The sequence below is a fragment of the Streptomyces synnematoformans genome (assembly GCF_039531005.1).
Classification (GTDB): Bacteria; Actinomycetota; Actinomycetes; order Streptomycetales; family Streptomycetaceae; genus Streptomyces; species Streptomyces synnematoformans.
The window spans coordinates 1-12,694 of the sequence record NZ_BAAAPF010000210.1; the positions used below are offsets into that span (position 1 = coordinate 1).

General features: G+C 72.1%; 11 protein-coding genes. 5 read left to right on the plus strand and 6 right to left on the minus strand.

Going from position 1 to position 12,694, the window contains the following annotated elements; all coding sequences use genetic code 11:
* The 4 genes from ABD317_RS25395 to ABD317_RS25410 form a co-directional block, all read left to right on the plus strand.
* The coding region (locus ABD317_RS25395) for a CocE/NonD family hydrolase (protein ID WP_344292311.1) at positions 1-487 on the plus strand (487 nt) is incomplete at its 5' end.
* Positions 488-621: 134 nt separating this feature from the next.
* Complete coding sequence (hemC, locus tag ABD317_RS25400; RefSeq protein ID WP_344292313.1) at positions 622-1,554, plus strand: hydroxymethylbilane synthase; 933 nt, start codon at positions 622-624, stop codon at positions 1,552-1,554.
* 179 nt (positions 1,555-1,733) lie between these two features.
* Entirely contained in the window at positions 1,734-2,111 is a 378-nt protein-coding gene (locus ABD317_RS25405) for an ArsR/SmtB family transcription factor (RefSeq protein ID WP_344292315.1), read from the plus strand.
* Positions 2,108-3,175, plus strand: coding sequence for a TIGR03086 family metal-binding protein (locus tag ABD317_RS25410; RefSeq protein ID WP_344292317.1), 1,068 nt, complete (start codon positions 2,108-2,110; stop codon positions 3,173-3,175). The genes ABD317_RS25405 and ABD317_RS25410 overlap by 4 nt, the downstream gene beginning before the upstream one ends.
* On the opposite strand, the gene ABD317_RS25415 is transcribed toward ABD317_RS25410, so the two are convergent.
* The 6 genes from ABD317_RS25415 to ABD317_RS25440 form a co-directional block, all read right to left on the minus strand.
* Positions 3,158-4,411 (minus strand): RNA-guided endonuclease InsQ/TnpB family protein, encoded by a 1,254-nt coding sequence (locus tag ABD317_RS25415; protein ID WP_344292319.1) that lies wholly within the window; start codon positions 4,409-4,411, stop codon positions 3,158-3,160. The two genes, ABD317_RS25410 and ABD317_RS25415, sit on opposite strands and share 18 nt — an antisense overlap.
* A gap of 587 nt (positions 4,412-4,998) precedes the next feature.
* A complete protein-coding gene (locus tag ABD317_RS25420) occupies positions 4,999-7,386 on the minus strand; it encodes a LuxR C-terminal-related transcriptional regulator (RefSeq protein WP_344292321.1) in 2,388 nt (795 codons plus the stop codon).
* 144 nt (positions 7,387-7,530) lie between these two features.
* On the minus strand, positions 7,531-8,532 hold the full coding sequence (locus ABD317_RS25425; protein WP_344292323.1) for a class I SAM-dependent methyltransferase: 1,002 nt from the start codon (positions 8,530-8,532) through the stop codon (positions 7,531-7,533).
* Positions 8,529-9,740 (minus strand): DegT/DnrJ/EryC1/StrS family aminotransferase, encoded by a 1,212-nt coding sequence (locus ABD317_RS25430; RefSeq protein WP_344292325.1) that lies wholly within the window; start codon positions 9,738-9,740, stop codon positions 8,529-8,531. The genes ABD317_RS25425 and ABD317_RS25430 overlap by 4 nt, the downstream gene beginning before the upstream one ends.
* A 32-nt stretch (positions 9,741-9,772) precedes the next feature.
* On the minus strand, positions 9,773-10,285 hold the full coding sequence (locus tag ABD317_RS25435; protein WP_027755383.1) for a cupin domain-containing protein: 513 nt from the start codon (positions 10,283-10,285) through the stop codon (positions 9,773-9,775).
* A 61-nt stretch (positions 10,286-10,346) separates the two neighbouring features.
* A complete protein-coding gene (locus ABD317_RS25440) occupies positions 10,347-11,444 on the minus strand; it encodes a 3-oxoacyl-[acyl-carrier-protein] synthase III C-terminal domain-containing protein (protein ID WP_027755384.1) in 1,098 nt (365 codons plus the stop codon).
* Between the two features lie 263 nt (positions 11,445-11,707).
* On the opposite strand from ABD317_RS25440, the gene ABD317_RS25445 reads away from it, so the two are divergent.
* Entirely contained in the window at positions 11,708-12,610 is a 903-nt protein-coding gene (locus ABD317_RS25445) for a sigma-70 family RNA polymerase sigma factor (protein WP_344292329.1), read from the plus strand.
* Positions 12,611-12,694 lie beyond the last annotated feature (84 nt).

Consider the following 12,694-nt stretch of genomic DNA (forward strand, 5'->3'; position numbering starts at 1 on the left):
GGCCGGCGAGGTCACGTCGAGCTTCTTCGTGTGGTCCGAGCCGCTCAAGCGGGACGTGCGCGTCACCGGCACCCCGCGGGTCTCGCTCTCCGCGCGGAGCGCGGGCGACGCCGTCGGGAACGTGATGCTCAAGCTCTACGACGTGGCCCCCGACGGCACCGCCGTGATGTTCGACGAACAGGTCTCGCTGCTGCAGCGCGGCCGGTTCACCGTCGATCTGAAGGCGACCGACTGGCGGCTCGCGGCCGGGCACGTGCTGGCCGTGGAGATCGGCACCATCCAGACCGGCTCCTGGCGGGACACCCCGTCCGGCGAGACGGTCGAGGTCCGGCACGCCACGCTGCACCTGGCGCTGGACGGCCCGGCCGACGACGTGCCGACGGGCGGCGCGCGCTCGCCGTACCTGGACAGCTACCTCGACCGGTACACGGTGGACCTCCCCGCGGGCCCGCCGTCGTTCACCGTCCCCGGCGTCCGGCACCGCTGACCGCCGGCTGACCGGCGCCGCACAGCAGGTCCGCCGCCCGGGAGCGCAACCGGCTCACGGGCGGCGGCCCCGTTCGCCCCCGCGCCCCCGGCCCGCCTCGGGGAGGCCGTTTCTGACGGACTATCGTGTACGCCATGTCCGTGCCCGAGCACATCCGCATCGTCTCGCGCGACTCCCCCATGGCCCTCGCGCAGGTCGAGCGCGTCCGCGCCGAACTGGCCGCGCTGCACCCCGGCATCCGCACCGCGGTCGTGCCGGTGAAGACCACCGGCGACCGGTGGCTGGGCGACCTGTCCGAGGTCGACGGCAAGGGCGCGTTCACCAAGGAGGTCGACGCCGCGCTGCTCTCCGGCGCCGCGGACCTCGCGGTGCACTGCGTCAAGGACGTGCCCGCGGACCGGCCGCTGCCGGCCGGGACGACGTTCGCCGCGTTCCTGCGCCGCGACGACATCCGCGACGCGCTGATCCACCCCGGCGGGCTCGGGCTCGCCGACCTGCCCGCGGGCACCCGGGTCGGCACCTCCTCCGTACGCCGGATCGCGCAGCTGTCCGCCGCGCACCCGCATCTGGAGTGCGTGCCGTTCCGCGGCAACGCCAACCGGCGGCTGGCCAAGCTGTACGCCGGCGAGGTCGACGCGCTGCTGCTGGCGGTGGCCGGTCTTGAGCGCATCGACCGCACCGACGTCATCACCGAGGTGCTGCCGGTCGAGACGATGTGCCCGCCGCTGGGCGCCGGGATCCTGGCGCTGCAGTGCCGCGAGGACGACTCGGCGACCATCGACGTCGTCAGCGACCTGAACCACCCGGAGACGTACCGCGAGGCCATGGCGGAGCGGATGTTCCTGCACGTGCTCCAGGGCCACTGCAACAGCCCCATCGCCGGCTTCGCCACCGCCGCGCCCGACGAACTGTGGCTGCGCGGCCGGGTGTTCAGCCCGGACGGCAAGACCGTCCTCGACGCCCGCGAGTCCGCCGGCCGGCTCACCCCGCCGGACCTGGGCACGTCGGTCGCGCTGGCGCTGCTGCGGCAGGGCGCGCGCGACCTGATCGACGGCATCGACCACTGACGCCGGCCGGGCGCGGCGCCCGGAACTCCGGCGGCCACCCGCCGGCTGCGGCCCGGGCCGGGCCGCCACCCCCGCTTTCCCAGGCGTGTGCCGAGGTTGTTCAACCGAGCGGTTGACCACGGGCGGGCCGCGCGCTAGGTTTTATTCAACCGAACAGTTGAAAACGCGAGGTGACCGCGGTGCCCGAGCCCGACGAGCGGCTGTCGCTGGTGTTCTCCGCGCTGGCGGACCCGACCCGGCGCGACATCGTGGCCCGCCTCGCCTCCGGCGACGCCACGGTCAACGAGCTGGCCGAGCCGTACGACGTCAGCGTGCAGGCCGTGTCCAAGCACATACGGGTCCTTCAGGACGCCGGACTGGTCAGCCGCAGCCGGGACGCCCAGCGGCGGCCCTGCCACCTGGAAGCCGAGGTCTTCGACCTCATGACGAAGTGGATCGAGCGCTACCGGCGGGCGGCGGAGGACCGTTTCCGCCGTCTGGACGCCGTCCTGGAGCGGATGGCCGCGCGGGACGGGGAGCCGGTGGCGGACCCCCGGACGAAGGAAGACGCCTCATGAGCACCACGCCCGCCGGCCGCCGCAACGAGACCGGGATCGCCGTCGACCCCGTGCTCCCCACCATCGTGATCACCCGGGAGTTCGAGGCCCCGCCCGCGCGCGTGTTCCGTGCGCACACCGACCCCGGCCTGGTCGTCCAGTGGCTCGGCCCGCGCGGTCTGCGCATGGAGATCGACCGGTACGACGCCCGCACGGGCGGCTCGTACCGCTATCTGCACCGCGACGACGACGGCAACGAGTACGCCTTCCACGGCGTCTTCCACGAGGTGCGCCCCGTCGAGCGGATCGTCCAGACCTTCACGTACGAGGGCATGCCCGACAGCGTCAGCCTGGAGACGGCCGTCTTCGAGGACCTCGGCGGGCGCACCCGGCTGACCGCCACCTCCCTGATGGACTCCGTCGAGGCCCGCGACGGGATGATCGCCGGCGGCGCCGAGACCGGCATCCGCGAGGGCTACGAGCGGCTGGACGAACTGTTCGACGCGGGCGCGGAGGCGGTGTCCGCCGCGGACGAGCACCGCAGGGTCGCCGGCACGTTCACCGCGCGCGTGCGCGGCGTCCCCGCCGGCGCGTGGGACCGGCCGGCGCCGTGCGAGGGGTGGGTGGCCCGGGACGTCGTACGGCACCTGGTCGAGTGGTTCCCGGCGTTCCTCAAGACGGGCACCGGCATCGAGCTGCCCGCGGGCCCGTCGGTGGACGAGGACCCGGTGGCGGCCTGGCAGGTCCACAGCGACGGCGTGCAGGCCCTCCTGGACGACCCGGCCACCGCGGGGAGGACGCTGTCGCACCCGCAGATCGGCGACGTCCCGCTGGACCAGGCCGTCGACCGCTTCTACACCGCCGACGTCTTCATGCACACCTGGGACCTGTCGCGCGCCACCGGCCAGGACGAGCGGCTGGACGCGGACAAGTGCGCCGCGCTGCTGGAGGGGATGCTACCGATGGACGAGGTGCTGCGCGGCAGCGGCCAGTACGGCCCGCGCGTCGAGGTCCCGGAGAGCGCCGACGTGCAGACCCGCCTGCTGGCGTTCATCGGCCGTACGCCGTCAACTACCCGTCGCTAGAGCGGCGGGCTTGCACAGCGGGCGCCACTGGCTGTGGTACTGCGCTTGCGTCCTGTCCCACCCCCGGGGTCGGGCAGTGGGTTCTGGGGCGGTTGACTGCGCCCCGCGTCGCCACAACTCTTCCGCGCGAGCGCAGATGTTGCGGGAGCCGTTGCGGTCTGCGTGATCAACGAATCCGCAAGACCGGCACGCGAACCACGCCTGTGAGACGCGGTTCGCCCTGTCTGTGTGACCGCACTCGGCGCAGGTACGGGAGGTGTACGCCGGATCGACGTGCACCACCGGCACCCCTGCCCGGCGGGCCTTGTACGCGATGAACGCTCCGAGTTGGGCGAACGCCCAGCTGTGGAGGGTGGCCCGTTGGGGCTTGCGAAGCCGTACCCGCTCGCGGATGCCCGTCAGGTCTTCCAGGGCGATCCCGCGACCGGTGCGTTCAGCCTCGGCCACCACATGCATCGCGATCTTGTGGTTGATGTCCCTCGCCCGCCGGGCCTCCTTGCGTCGCCGTTTGTTCAGCCGGCGCCTGGCGGACGGGGTGTTCTTCTTCTGCAGCTTGGTCCGCAGGGCGCGTTCACGGACCCGGGTGCGGTTGAGCCGTCGTCCGGCCATGATCTCACCGTCACTGGTGGTGGCGATGTTCACGATGCCCAAGTCGATGCCGAGGAACCCGTCCGGGCCTGGGTTCGGCCCGGCCTCGGGCACCTCGCAGGTGGCCAGCAGGAACCACATGCCGTCCCGGTACACCAGGTCCGACTCGCCCCGGCGGTACAGGGCCAGCGTGGCCGACTGCTCCGGCGAGGCGGTGAACGCCACGTCCTTCACCCGGCCCGTCACCGTCCAGATCGAGACCCTCCGCTCACCGATCTGCCAGGACAGCATCCGGTCGTCGTAGGGCTGAGCGCCCCGGGGCCGGAACGCGATCGGCTTGCCGGTGGCCCGCCGGTAGCGCTGGGAGCCGGGCCTGCCCAGGTTCCCGGCCCTCAGGTTCGCCGTCAGCGCGGCGTACGCATCACACGTCTTCTTGATCACGTGCTGGGCAGCCTGCGCACCCAGCCCCCAGCGCTGCCTGATCTCACCGTAGACGTGCTTGCGCAGCGCGAAGTTCCGCTTTACGTCCCTGGCGAACGCGACCCCGGAAGCCCAGGTCGCGGCCTCGTTGCAGGCATGCAGAGTCGCTTCGAGTGCCGCCGCCTGCTCGGGCGTGGGCAGCAGCTTCACCTGCACCGTCAGCTTCACGATCACTCAACGTACACACACGTACGACCACCCACCGCACGTTCACCCCTGACCACCTGAACGGGTGATCCAGCCGCCCTACAGCAGCACCCCGGCAGCGCAGCAGACCGCACACGGCCGCTCCACGGCCGGACCATCACCAGCGACACCGCGGCGCTCCGCACCGCGACCGCAAGGATGCGATTCCTCCCAGGACTGAAGCCCCGGGGTTCCCCGCAAGACACATGCTGAACCGCGGCCCGGCGGACGGCGCCCCGCTCAAGCCGGCCGGGCCGCCCCGATCGTCGCCCACTCCGCGAGCCCCGCCCCCGACGGCTCCGCTCCCCACGCGTCGCTGAGCGCACCACCAGCCCCAGCCCCCGCCCGCACCCGCCCACCCGCCGGCGGCGCAGCAGCCGCCGCACGTGCGCGCGCCTCGGCCACTGAGGCGGCCCGCGCCGGGAGTGCGAAGCTCTCGCCGTGCGGCGCGCCACCGGCGCGGGCCGCGGGCGCGCTGCGGGAGGTGAGCTGTCTGGCCGCAGGCGTACCGCCGCCCGCGGAACCGCCGGGGCGGAAGGCGGGCGGGACGACCGCCTTCCGCCGGTCGGTCAGCCGGTGGCGAGCCGGCGGGTCACCTGGACCCGGGACTGGCAGCCCAGCTTGCGCATCACCTTGCGCAGGTGGTTCACCACGGTCCACTCGGCGATGCCGAGCTTGCGGGCGATGACGCGGTTCGTCAGCCCCTCGGCCACCAGCAGCGCGACCTCCAGCTCCCGCTTGGTGAGCACGTCCGCGATGTCGGTGGGCACCTCCGGACCGGCCGCCGGCTTGGCCTCCTCGGCCGGCATCAGCCGCATCGCCGCCTCCCAGGACAGGTCGGCGCCGGAGCGCCACGCCCACGTGTAGTCGTCGGCGGTCAGCTCCTGGCTGGCGGTGGCGAGGATCGCGGTGGTCAGCTCGTTGAGCGGGCGCGGACGGGCCAGGCCCTGGCGCCGGCGCAGCCGGTCGGCGAGGCCCAGCGTGGCGGTGAGCAGCCGCCAGTCGGTGATACGGCGCCACTTGTACAGCGTGATCGCCAGCATCTCCAGGCACTCGGGCCGCTCCGCGACGTCCGGCAGCCCGCCGACCTGCTCGGCGGCGTCGGCGAACAGGGCGCGCGTGTCGGCCGTGTCCTGCTCCAGCAGCCGGATGGAGGCCAGGACGTAGCGGGCGGACACCACGCCGCCGAAGTCCTCGCGGCCCAGCTCCGCCGCCAGGGCGGTACGGGCCAGCTCGTCGGCGCGGGCGAGGTTGCCCGTCTCCCGCAGCACCACGGCGAGCCGCCGGGTGAGGTACCGGCCGGCGCCGACCGCGGCGTCGCCGGTCCCGCCCGCGCGGGCGGGCGAGGCGATGACGGCCAGGCCCTCCTCGAACCGGCGGCGGGCCCGCTCCAGGTCCCCGCAGGCGTACGCCTCGTCGCCGAGCAGCCCCAGGCAGCGGACCACGCCGGCGTCGTCGTGCACGGCGCGGTGGGCGTCCCGGGCCTGGGCGAGGTAGCCGCGGGCCGCGCCGGAGCCCAGCCGCATCGCCAGCTCGCCGGCGGACTCCAGCGTACGGGCGTGCAGCCGCGCGTCCTCGACGCCCGTCCGCAGCACCTCCTCGGTCAGCCGCAGGCACTGCCGGGTCTGCGCGGTGCCGCCGGACAGCTCGCGCAGCGCGTCGGCGAGCACCGCCATGGACCGGCCGTCGCCGGCGTCCCGCCAGTAGCCGAAGGCCGCGAGCAGGTCCGCGCGGGACTCCGGGCCGGCCGCGGGCCGCGCCCCGGTGCCCGCCTCGGCGGGCGGGCGGGGTGCGGCGAGCGCGCGGAAGTACTCGCCGTGCGCCTTGCGCAGCGCCTCGTGGTCGGGCAGCAGGACGAGCGAGCGGGCCGCGGCGAGCCGTACGGAGTTGGGGATGCTCAGGCTCAGCTCGCCGTCGGGCCGCTCGTCGGGTATGAGCACGCTGGCGTCGATGAGCCGTTCCATGGTCCGGTAGCCGGCGGCGTCGAAGCCGGTGAGCACGCCGGCCGCGGCGCGGGTGGTGAACGGGCCCTCGAAGACGGCGAGCTGGTTGAGCAGCAGGCGCTCGTCGGCGCGCAGCCGGGCGAAGACCCAGCCGACCATGTCGGAGATGCTGGAGTGCCGCGAGTACGGGTGCCGGTCGATGCGCTGCAGGTCGCCGGCGCCGCGCTCGAAGCGCTCCAGGATCAGGTCGGGTTCGGCCAGCTTGACCTGGTTGGCGGCCAGTTCGATGGCGAACGGCAGGCCGCCGACGAGCCGGCAGACGGCCAGCACGTAGCGGAAGTTCTCCGCGGTCAGCTTGAACTCGGGCCGTACCGACCGCGCGCACTGTACGAACAGCTCCACGGCCGGAATCCGGGCGACGGCCGACAGCTCGGCCGCCACGCCGTTCCCCGTCGGTAGCGGCCGGAGCCGTACGACCCGCTCGCCGTACAGGCCGAGCCGGGCGGTCCCGACCGTGACGATCCGTACCTGCGGGCAGCTCCGCCGGAACTCCGTGAGCAGTGGCGCCAGCTCATCGGCGACGTCCTCGTAGTGGTCGAACAGCACGGTGTGCCGCCCGGGGCCGAGGCGTTCCACGGCCGAGCGGACGGAGGTGGAGCCGTCGTGGAACTGCTCCTTGAGCTGGCGCAGCATCAGCGCGCACACGGCGGTGTCCGTGACCTGGCCGAAGTCGAACACCTCGACGGTGGCGCCCGGCCCGGGCCCGAAGCGGCGGAAGTACTCCATGACGAGCCGGCTCTTGCCCACCCCGGCCGGGCCGGTGACGGTCACCAGCCCGGCGTCGGGCGTGGCCAGGGCAGTGGCGAGCCGGTCGAGATCGCCGGTCCGGCCGATGAGGGACGTGGGCGTCGCACCGATGTACCCGGCCGGACTCGTCATCCGGCCGGCGAACAGGTCGGCGAGGCCCAGGGCCTCCTCGTGCTCCATGGTCGTGGCTACGGTGCCCGTGCTCATGACGCCGCTTTACGGAAGATGCCGGGAGCGACCGCCGACCGCGTGCCTGCCGGGCGGTCCGCTCGATTGCCATCAGGGCTGCTCACTGCATTCCCTCCGCCGATAACCTGTCTCGCTCCCCCGTGCACACGGTCGGCTCGCCCCCTACTTGGCAAAGATGAGTGTTGCGGGCGACGGCGTGGGCTGGAACGTGATCTCTTCGAAGCCCGACTTGATGAGCCAGGCGTGGTAGTCCGCCCGCCGCCAGGTGCTGCCGTGCCTGCTCTTCAGCAGCATCTCGGAGGCGAACTGCAGGGCGTAGCGCGGGCCGCCGCCGCGGTCGTCGTCGACGACGTAGTCGGAGACGACGAGCGTGCCGCCGGGTCTCAGCGCCTTTCTGATCTTGGCGAAGAGGGCCATGTTGTCCTCCGGCCCCTCCTGGCGCGCGATGTTGGAGTACACGACGTAGTCGTACGCGGCCTCGCCGAACTCCGTGGTGTGGAAGTCGCCGTCGATGTACTCGACGCGGTCGCCCACCCCGCGGTCGGCGAGGAGCCGGCGCGCGATGGCGTTGATCGGCGCCCAGTCGAGCTGGGTGGCGCGGGCGGCGGGGTTGAGTTCCAGCCAGGCGCCGGAGTAGATGCCCGAGCCGCCGCCGATGTCGAGGACCGACATCTCCCCGGCGTCCGCGATCCCGAGGGCCTCGGCGGCGATCTCCACCGCCGGCACGGACGTCGCCGCGAGCGCCTGGACCAGCGCCTCCCAGTGCGGGTTGTCGACGACCTCGACCACGGAGGTGGACAGCGGCCCGCCGGCGCGGACGACCTCGGGCAGGTCCGCGAGGGAGCCCATGTGGCCCATCTTGAACTGGGCGAAGCTCGTCAGGCTGGTCGGCCGGTGGTCCACCAGGTAGGTGTCGGCCTCCTCGGTGTTGTGGTACTCGCCGCCGCGGATCTCCAGCAGGTCCATGCTCACCAGCCCGTCGAGCAGGGCCTGGGTGCCGCGGGTGGACAGCTCGGCGCGGGCGGCGAGCCCCTCCACGGTCCGGGCGCCGTCGTCGATGTGGGTGAACAGCCCGTACTTCGAGGCGGTGCCCACGATGCCGGTGGCCCAGTAGCCCGTGATGAGGCGCAGAATCCGATCGGACGTCGGACGGCCGTCGCTCATGCCGTTCCTCCCTTGTTCGCCTGGCCGGCGGCCGACGGCGTCCTGCGGGACCCGGAGGCCCCCTCGTAACGCCGCGATGAGCTGGTGTTGTTGCGCAGCGCGGCCTGCAGCGCCGTGACGACGCGCTCGGCCTGGTCGACGGACAGCTCGGCGTGCATCGGTATGGCGAGCTGGCGCTGCGACAGGTCCGCCGAGACGGGGCAGGTCTGGTCGGTCTCGTACGCGGGCTGGAGGTGGCTGGCCCAGGTGCCGTGGCCGCAGCCGATGCCCTGGGCGCGCAGGTCGGCGGCGACGCCGGCGCGGTCGACGCCGGGGTCGAGCGTGAGCAGGTAGGACTGCCAGGCGTGGGTGCGGTCCGCCGGGACGTGCGGCAAGGTCACCAGCTCCTCGTCCTTGAGGAGTTCGGCGTAGCGCGCCGCCACCAGGTTGCGGCGGTCGAGCAGTTCCTCGATCCGGCCGAGCTGCACCTGCAGTATCGCGGCGGAGATGTCGGACAGCTTGTAGTTGTAGCCGATGTCCGTGAAGATCGGGATCGGCAGGCCGATGACCCGGGCCTTGTCGAAGATGCTCCCGATGCCGAACGACGCGCGCAATCGCACATCCGCGCCAATCGCCGGGTCCTCCGCGAGCAGGGCGCCGCCCTCGCCGCTGGTGATCCCCTTGCGCCCGTGGAAGGACAGGCAGGCGACCGGTGCCAGCGAGCCCGCCGGGCGGCCCTGGTAGGTCGCGCCGACGGCGCAGGCCGCGTCCTCGACGAGGAACAGGTTGTGGCGGTCGGCGAGTTGCCGCAGCTCCGCGTAGTCGGCCGGCAGCCCGACGGTGTCCACAGCGATGATGCCGGCGGTGCGCGGGCCGATGAGGTCCGCGACGGCCTGCGGGTCGACGGTGCCGGTGTCGGCCCGTACGTCGGCGAACATGGGGGTGGCGCCGACATAGCGCACCGCGTGCGCGGGCGCCGGGAAGGTGTAGTCGGCGACGATCACCTCGGCGCCGGGCTCCACCTGCAGCGCGAGCAGGGCCAGATGCAGTGCGGCGGCGCAGCTGCTCAGCGCGACGGCGTCGGCGACGCTGTAGCGGCGGGCCAGCTCGGCTTCGAGGGCCTTGCCCCGCGGCCCCTGGCCGGCCGTCCAGTCGGAGGCGAACACCTCCTCGACAGCCGCCAGCTCCTGCTTCCCCAAACTCGCGTGAACCAATGGAATGCTGTCCATCGTGCCCTCTCGGTGGCGCTTCAGGAGACCGGTTACCCGTAACGAAGCGGCGTGATCTGGTTGACGTCGTAGCGGTCCCGCATCTGCTGCACGGCGACGGGGTCCACGGTCTCGCCACTGGAGAAGATCTCGCATATCTCCTCGAAGTAGCGCTCGTGGTCCGGCGGCGGAGAACTCTGGAAGAGCATCCGCGTCGGGGTGTCCGTGGGGTTGCGGAAGGCGTGCGGGGTGCCGCTGTCCACGAACATGCAGCTGCCGGGGCCGGCTCGCAGGGGCTTGCCGCCGTCCGGGGACTGCCAGTCGTGCCAGGTGTCCCCGGTACGGGTGACCGGCTCGAAGGCGAACAGCTCCAGCTCGCCGTCGAGAACGTAGAAGAACTCCTTGGCGTCCTGGTGCACGTGCGCGCCGACGTCGAAGCCGGGGGGCACGATGACCTCGAAGGTCGAGGCGAAGCCGTTGTCCGCGCCGGTGACCTTGAAGGTCACCTCCTGCGCCTTGGTGATGAGCTTCCGTCCCTGACCGGGCGGGACGACCAGGCTGGTCATGCGTTCAACCCCTTCGTGGTGTGTGCGGAGGCCCTCGCGGGCGGGCGCCGGGCGCGTGGGCTCAGCCGACGGCGGCCGCGACGGGCGTACCGGTCGTCAGCTCCCGCGACCCGTCGCCGACCCAGCTGCCCACGGACATCTCGGCCGTGATGCCGGGGCCGAACCCGGCGATCATGCCGTTGGCGCCGGGGACGACGGCGTTCTCCTCGAAGAGGCGGCGCAGCGCCTCCAGCACGACGGCGCTGGCGATGTTGCCGTAGTCGGTCAGGGTCGACCAGCTGTGCCGGAACATGTGCCTGTCGGTGTTGAGGAACTTGCTGAGATCGTCCAGGATCCGCGGCCCGCCGGCGTGGATGATGTAGAAGTCCAGCTTCTCGACGTCCAGGCCGTGGTTCGTGGCCAGCTCGCGCAGCACCGGCGCGAGCGGCTCCATGGTGCCGGGCACCCGGCGGTCGAGCTGGAAGTGGAAGCCGGTGGAGCGGACCGCGTAGGAGATCCAGTCCTCGGTCTCCGGGATGAGGTACGAGGCGTTGCGCTCCAGCGTCACGCCGGTGCCCCCGCGGCCGCGCACGACGGCGGCGGCGACGGCGTCGCCGAACAGGCCATCGGAGAGCAGCGAGCCGATGTCGTCGTCCGACGGCTGGTAGCACAGCGAGCACAGCTCGGCGGAGACGATGAGGACGTTGCTGCCCGGGTACGCGCGGATGAAGTCGTGCGCGCGGTTGATGGCGGCGCCGCCCGCGGCGCAGCCCAGCTGGGCGATGGGGATCTGCCGGGTGTCGGAGCGGAAGCCCATGGTGTTGATCAGCCATGCGGTCAGCGACGGCATGAGGAACCCGGTGCAGGACACGTAGATGATCGCGTCGATGTCACGGGGGGTCATGTCCGCGTTCGCCAGGGCCTCTTCGATGACCGGCGGGGTCATCCGCTTCGACTCGACCTCGTAGACCCGGTTGCGCTCTTCCAGACCGGGGTGGTCGAGCGTCTTCTCGATGGGCTGGACGATATGCCTTTTCCGTACCCCGGTCTTCTGAATGAGACGTAGCGCCAACGGAAGCTGCGGCTTTCCCGAGTGCACCTTCTTGGCGAATTCCAGGGTCTCTTCCATGGTGATGACGTAATCCGGCACGCTCACCGCTGGCTTGCAAAGAGTCGACATGCCTGGCATCCACCTTCTGTAGGTAGAGATTTCCCCGAAGTTTCCCGTTGCTCCGACCCGGGGTTACTGCGAAATTCGGCCGTGCCACCGCAGGTATCTCCACGGTGCACAAGCGATATCTTTGCTCATTTCGCTTGCGATCGACTTGGTGTCGACTTGGCAACCTGTTTGCCTACTCGGCCGATCATGCGGGGGCCCAGGTCACACCAGCAACTTCAACCAGTAAGCTCTCCCCGAGCCCACGGGTGGGAGGACCTGACCAGATGCATGAACACGACTGGCTGGCCGAAAGATTCGAGACCGATCGCCCTCGCCTACGTGCCGTCGCGTACCGGATGCTCGGCTCGACCGAAGAGGCCGAGGACGCCGTTCAGGAGGCGTGGATCCGGCTGAGCCGCTCGGACACCAGCCAGGTTGAGAACCTGGGCGGCTGGCTGACCACCATCGTCGCCCGAGTCTCCTTGAACATGCTGCAGTCCCGCAAGTCCCGTCCCGAGGACCTGGTGGACACCGAACGGGCCGGCGGGACCCGCGACGAGCACGCGCCGGACGACCCGGAGGAGGAGGCCGTCGTCTCCGACTCCGTCGGCCTCGCGCTGCTGGTGGTGCTGGACGAGCTGACACCGGCGGAGCGGCTGGCGTTCGTGCTGCACGACATGTTCGCCGTGCCGTTCGACGAGATAGCCGCGATCGTGGACCGCTCCCCGGCCGCGGCGCGGCAGCTGGCCAGCCGCGCCCGGCGGCGGGTGCAGCACGCCACCCCGGTCGCCAAGACCACGCCGGTCGGCGTCTACCGGGAGGGCTCCGCGGCGGCGGCGCGCACCGGCAGGACGAGCCTGGCGAGCGCGTTCCTCGCGGCGTCCCGGGAGGGCAACTTCGAAGCCCTGCTGGAGATGCTGGCCCCGGACATCGTGATGCGCTCCGACGACGCAGCCGTCCAGATGGGCGTCGACAAGGAGCTGCACGGGCCGGACGCGATCAACCGCGTCTTCGCCGGGTACACCTGGTCGCCGGTGCTGGCGGAAGTCGACGGCACGGAGGGCCTGGTGTGGGTCGTCGGCGGCCGGCCGCACGTGGCCTTCCGGCTGACCGTCACGGACGGCCGGATCTCGGCGATCGACATCAAGGCGGAGCTGGCCGAGATGGACATCGCCCTCGCCGGCTAGGAGCGGCGTTCCCGCGGCGTACGGCACGAAAGGGCCGGTGCTTCCTTGTGGGGAGGCACCGGCCCTGGGCTGTCCGTGGTGGTT

Coding starts and splice junctions, on each gene's coding strand:
- ABD317_RS25410 (WP_344292317.1), top strand. CDS start 2,108: ATGAGCACCACGCCCGCCGGCCGCCGCAACGAGACCGGGATCGCCGTC.
- hemC (WP_344292313.1), top strand. CDS start 622: ATGTCCGTGCCCGAGCACATCCGCATCGTCTCGCGCGACTCCCCCATG.
- ABD317_RS25435 (WP_027755383.1), bottom strand. CDS start 10,285: ATGACCAGCCTGGTCGTCCCGCCCGGTCAGGGACGGAAGCTCATCACC.
- ABD317_RS25445 (WP_344292329.1), top strand. CDS start 11,708: ATGCATGAACACGACTGGCTGGCCGAAAGATTCGAGACCGATCGCCCT.
- ABD317_RS25425 (WP_344292323.1), bottom strand. CDS start 8,532: ATGAGCGACGGCCGTCCGACGTCCGATCGGATTCTGCGCCTCATCACG.
- ABD317_RS25430 (WP_344292325.1), bottom strand. CDS start 9,740: ATGGACAGCATTCCATTGGTTCACGCGAGTTTGGGGAAGCAGGAGCTG.
- ABD317_RS25440 (WP_027755384.1), bottom strand. CDS start 11,444: ATGTCGACTCTTTGCAAGCCAGCGGTGAGCGTGCCGGATTACGTCATC.
- ABD317_RS25420 (WP_344292321.1), bottom strand. CDS start 7,386: ATGAGCACGGGCACCGTAGCCACGACCATGGAGCACGAGGAGGCCCTG.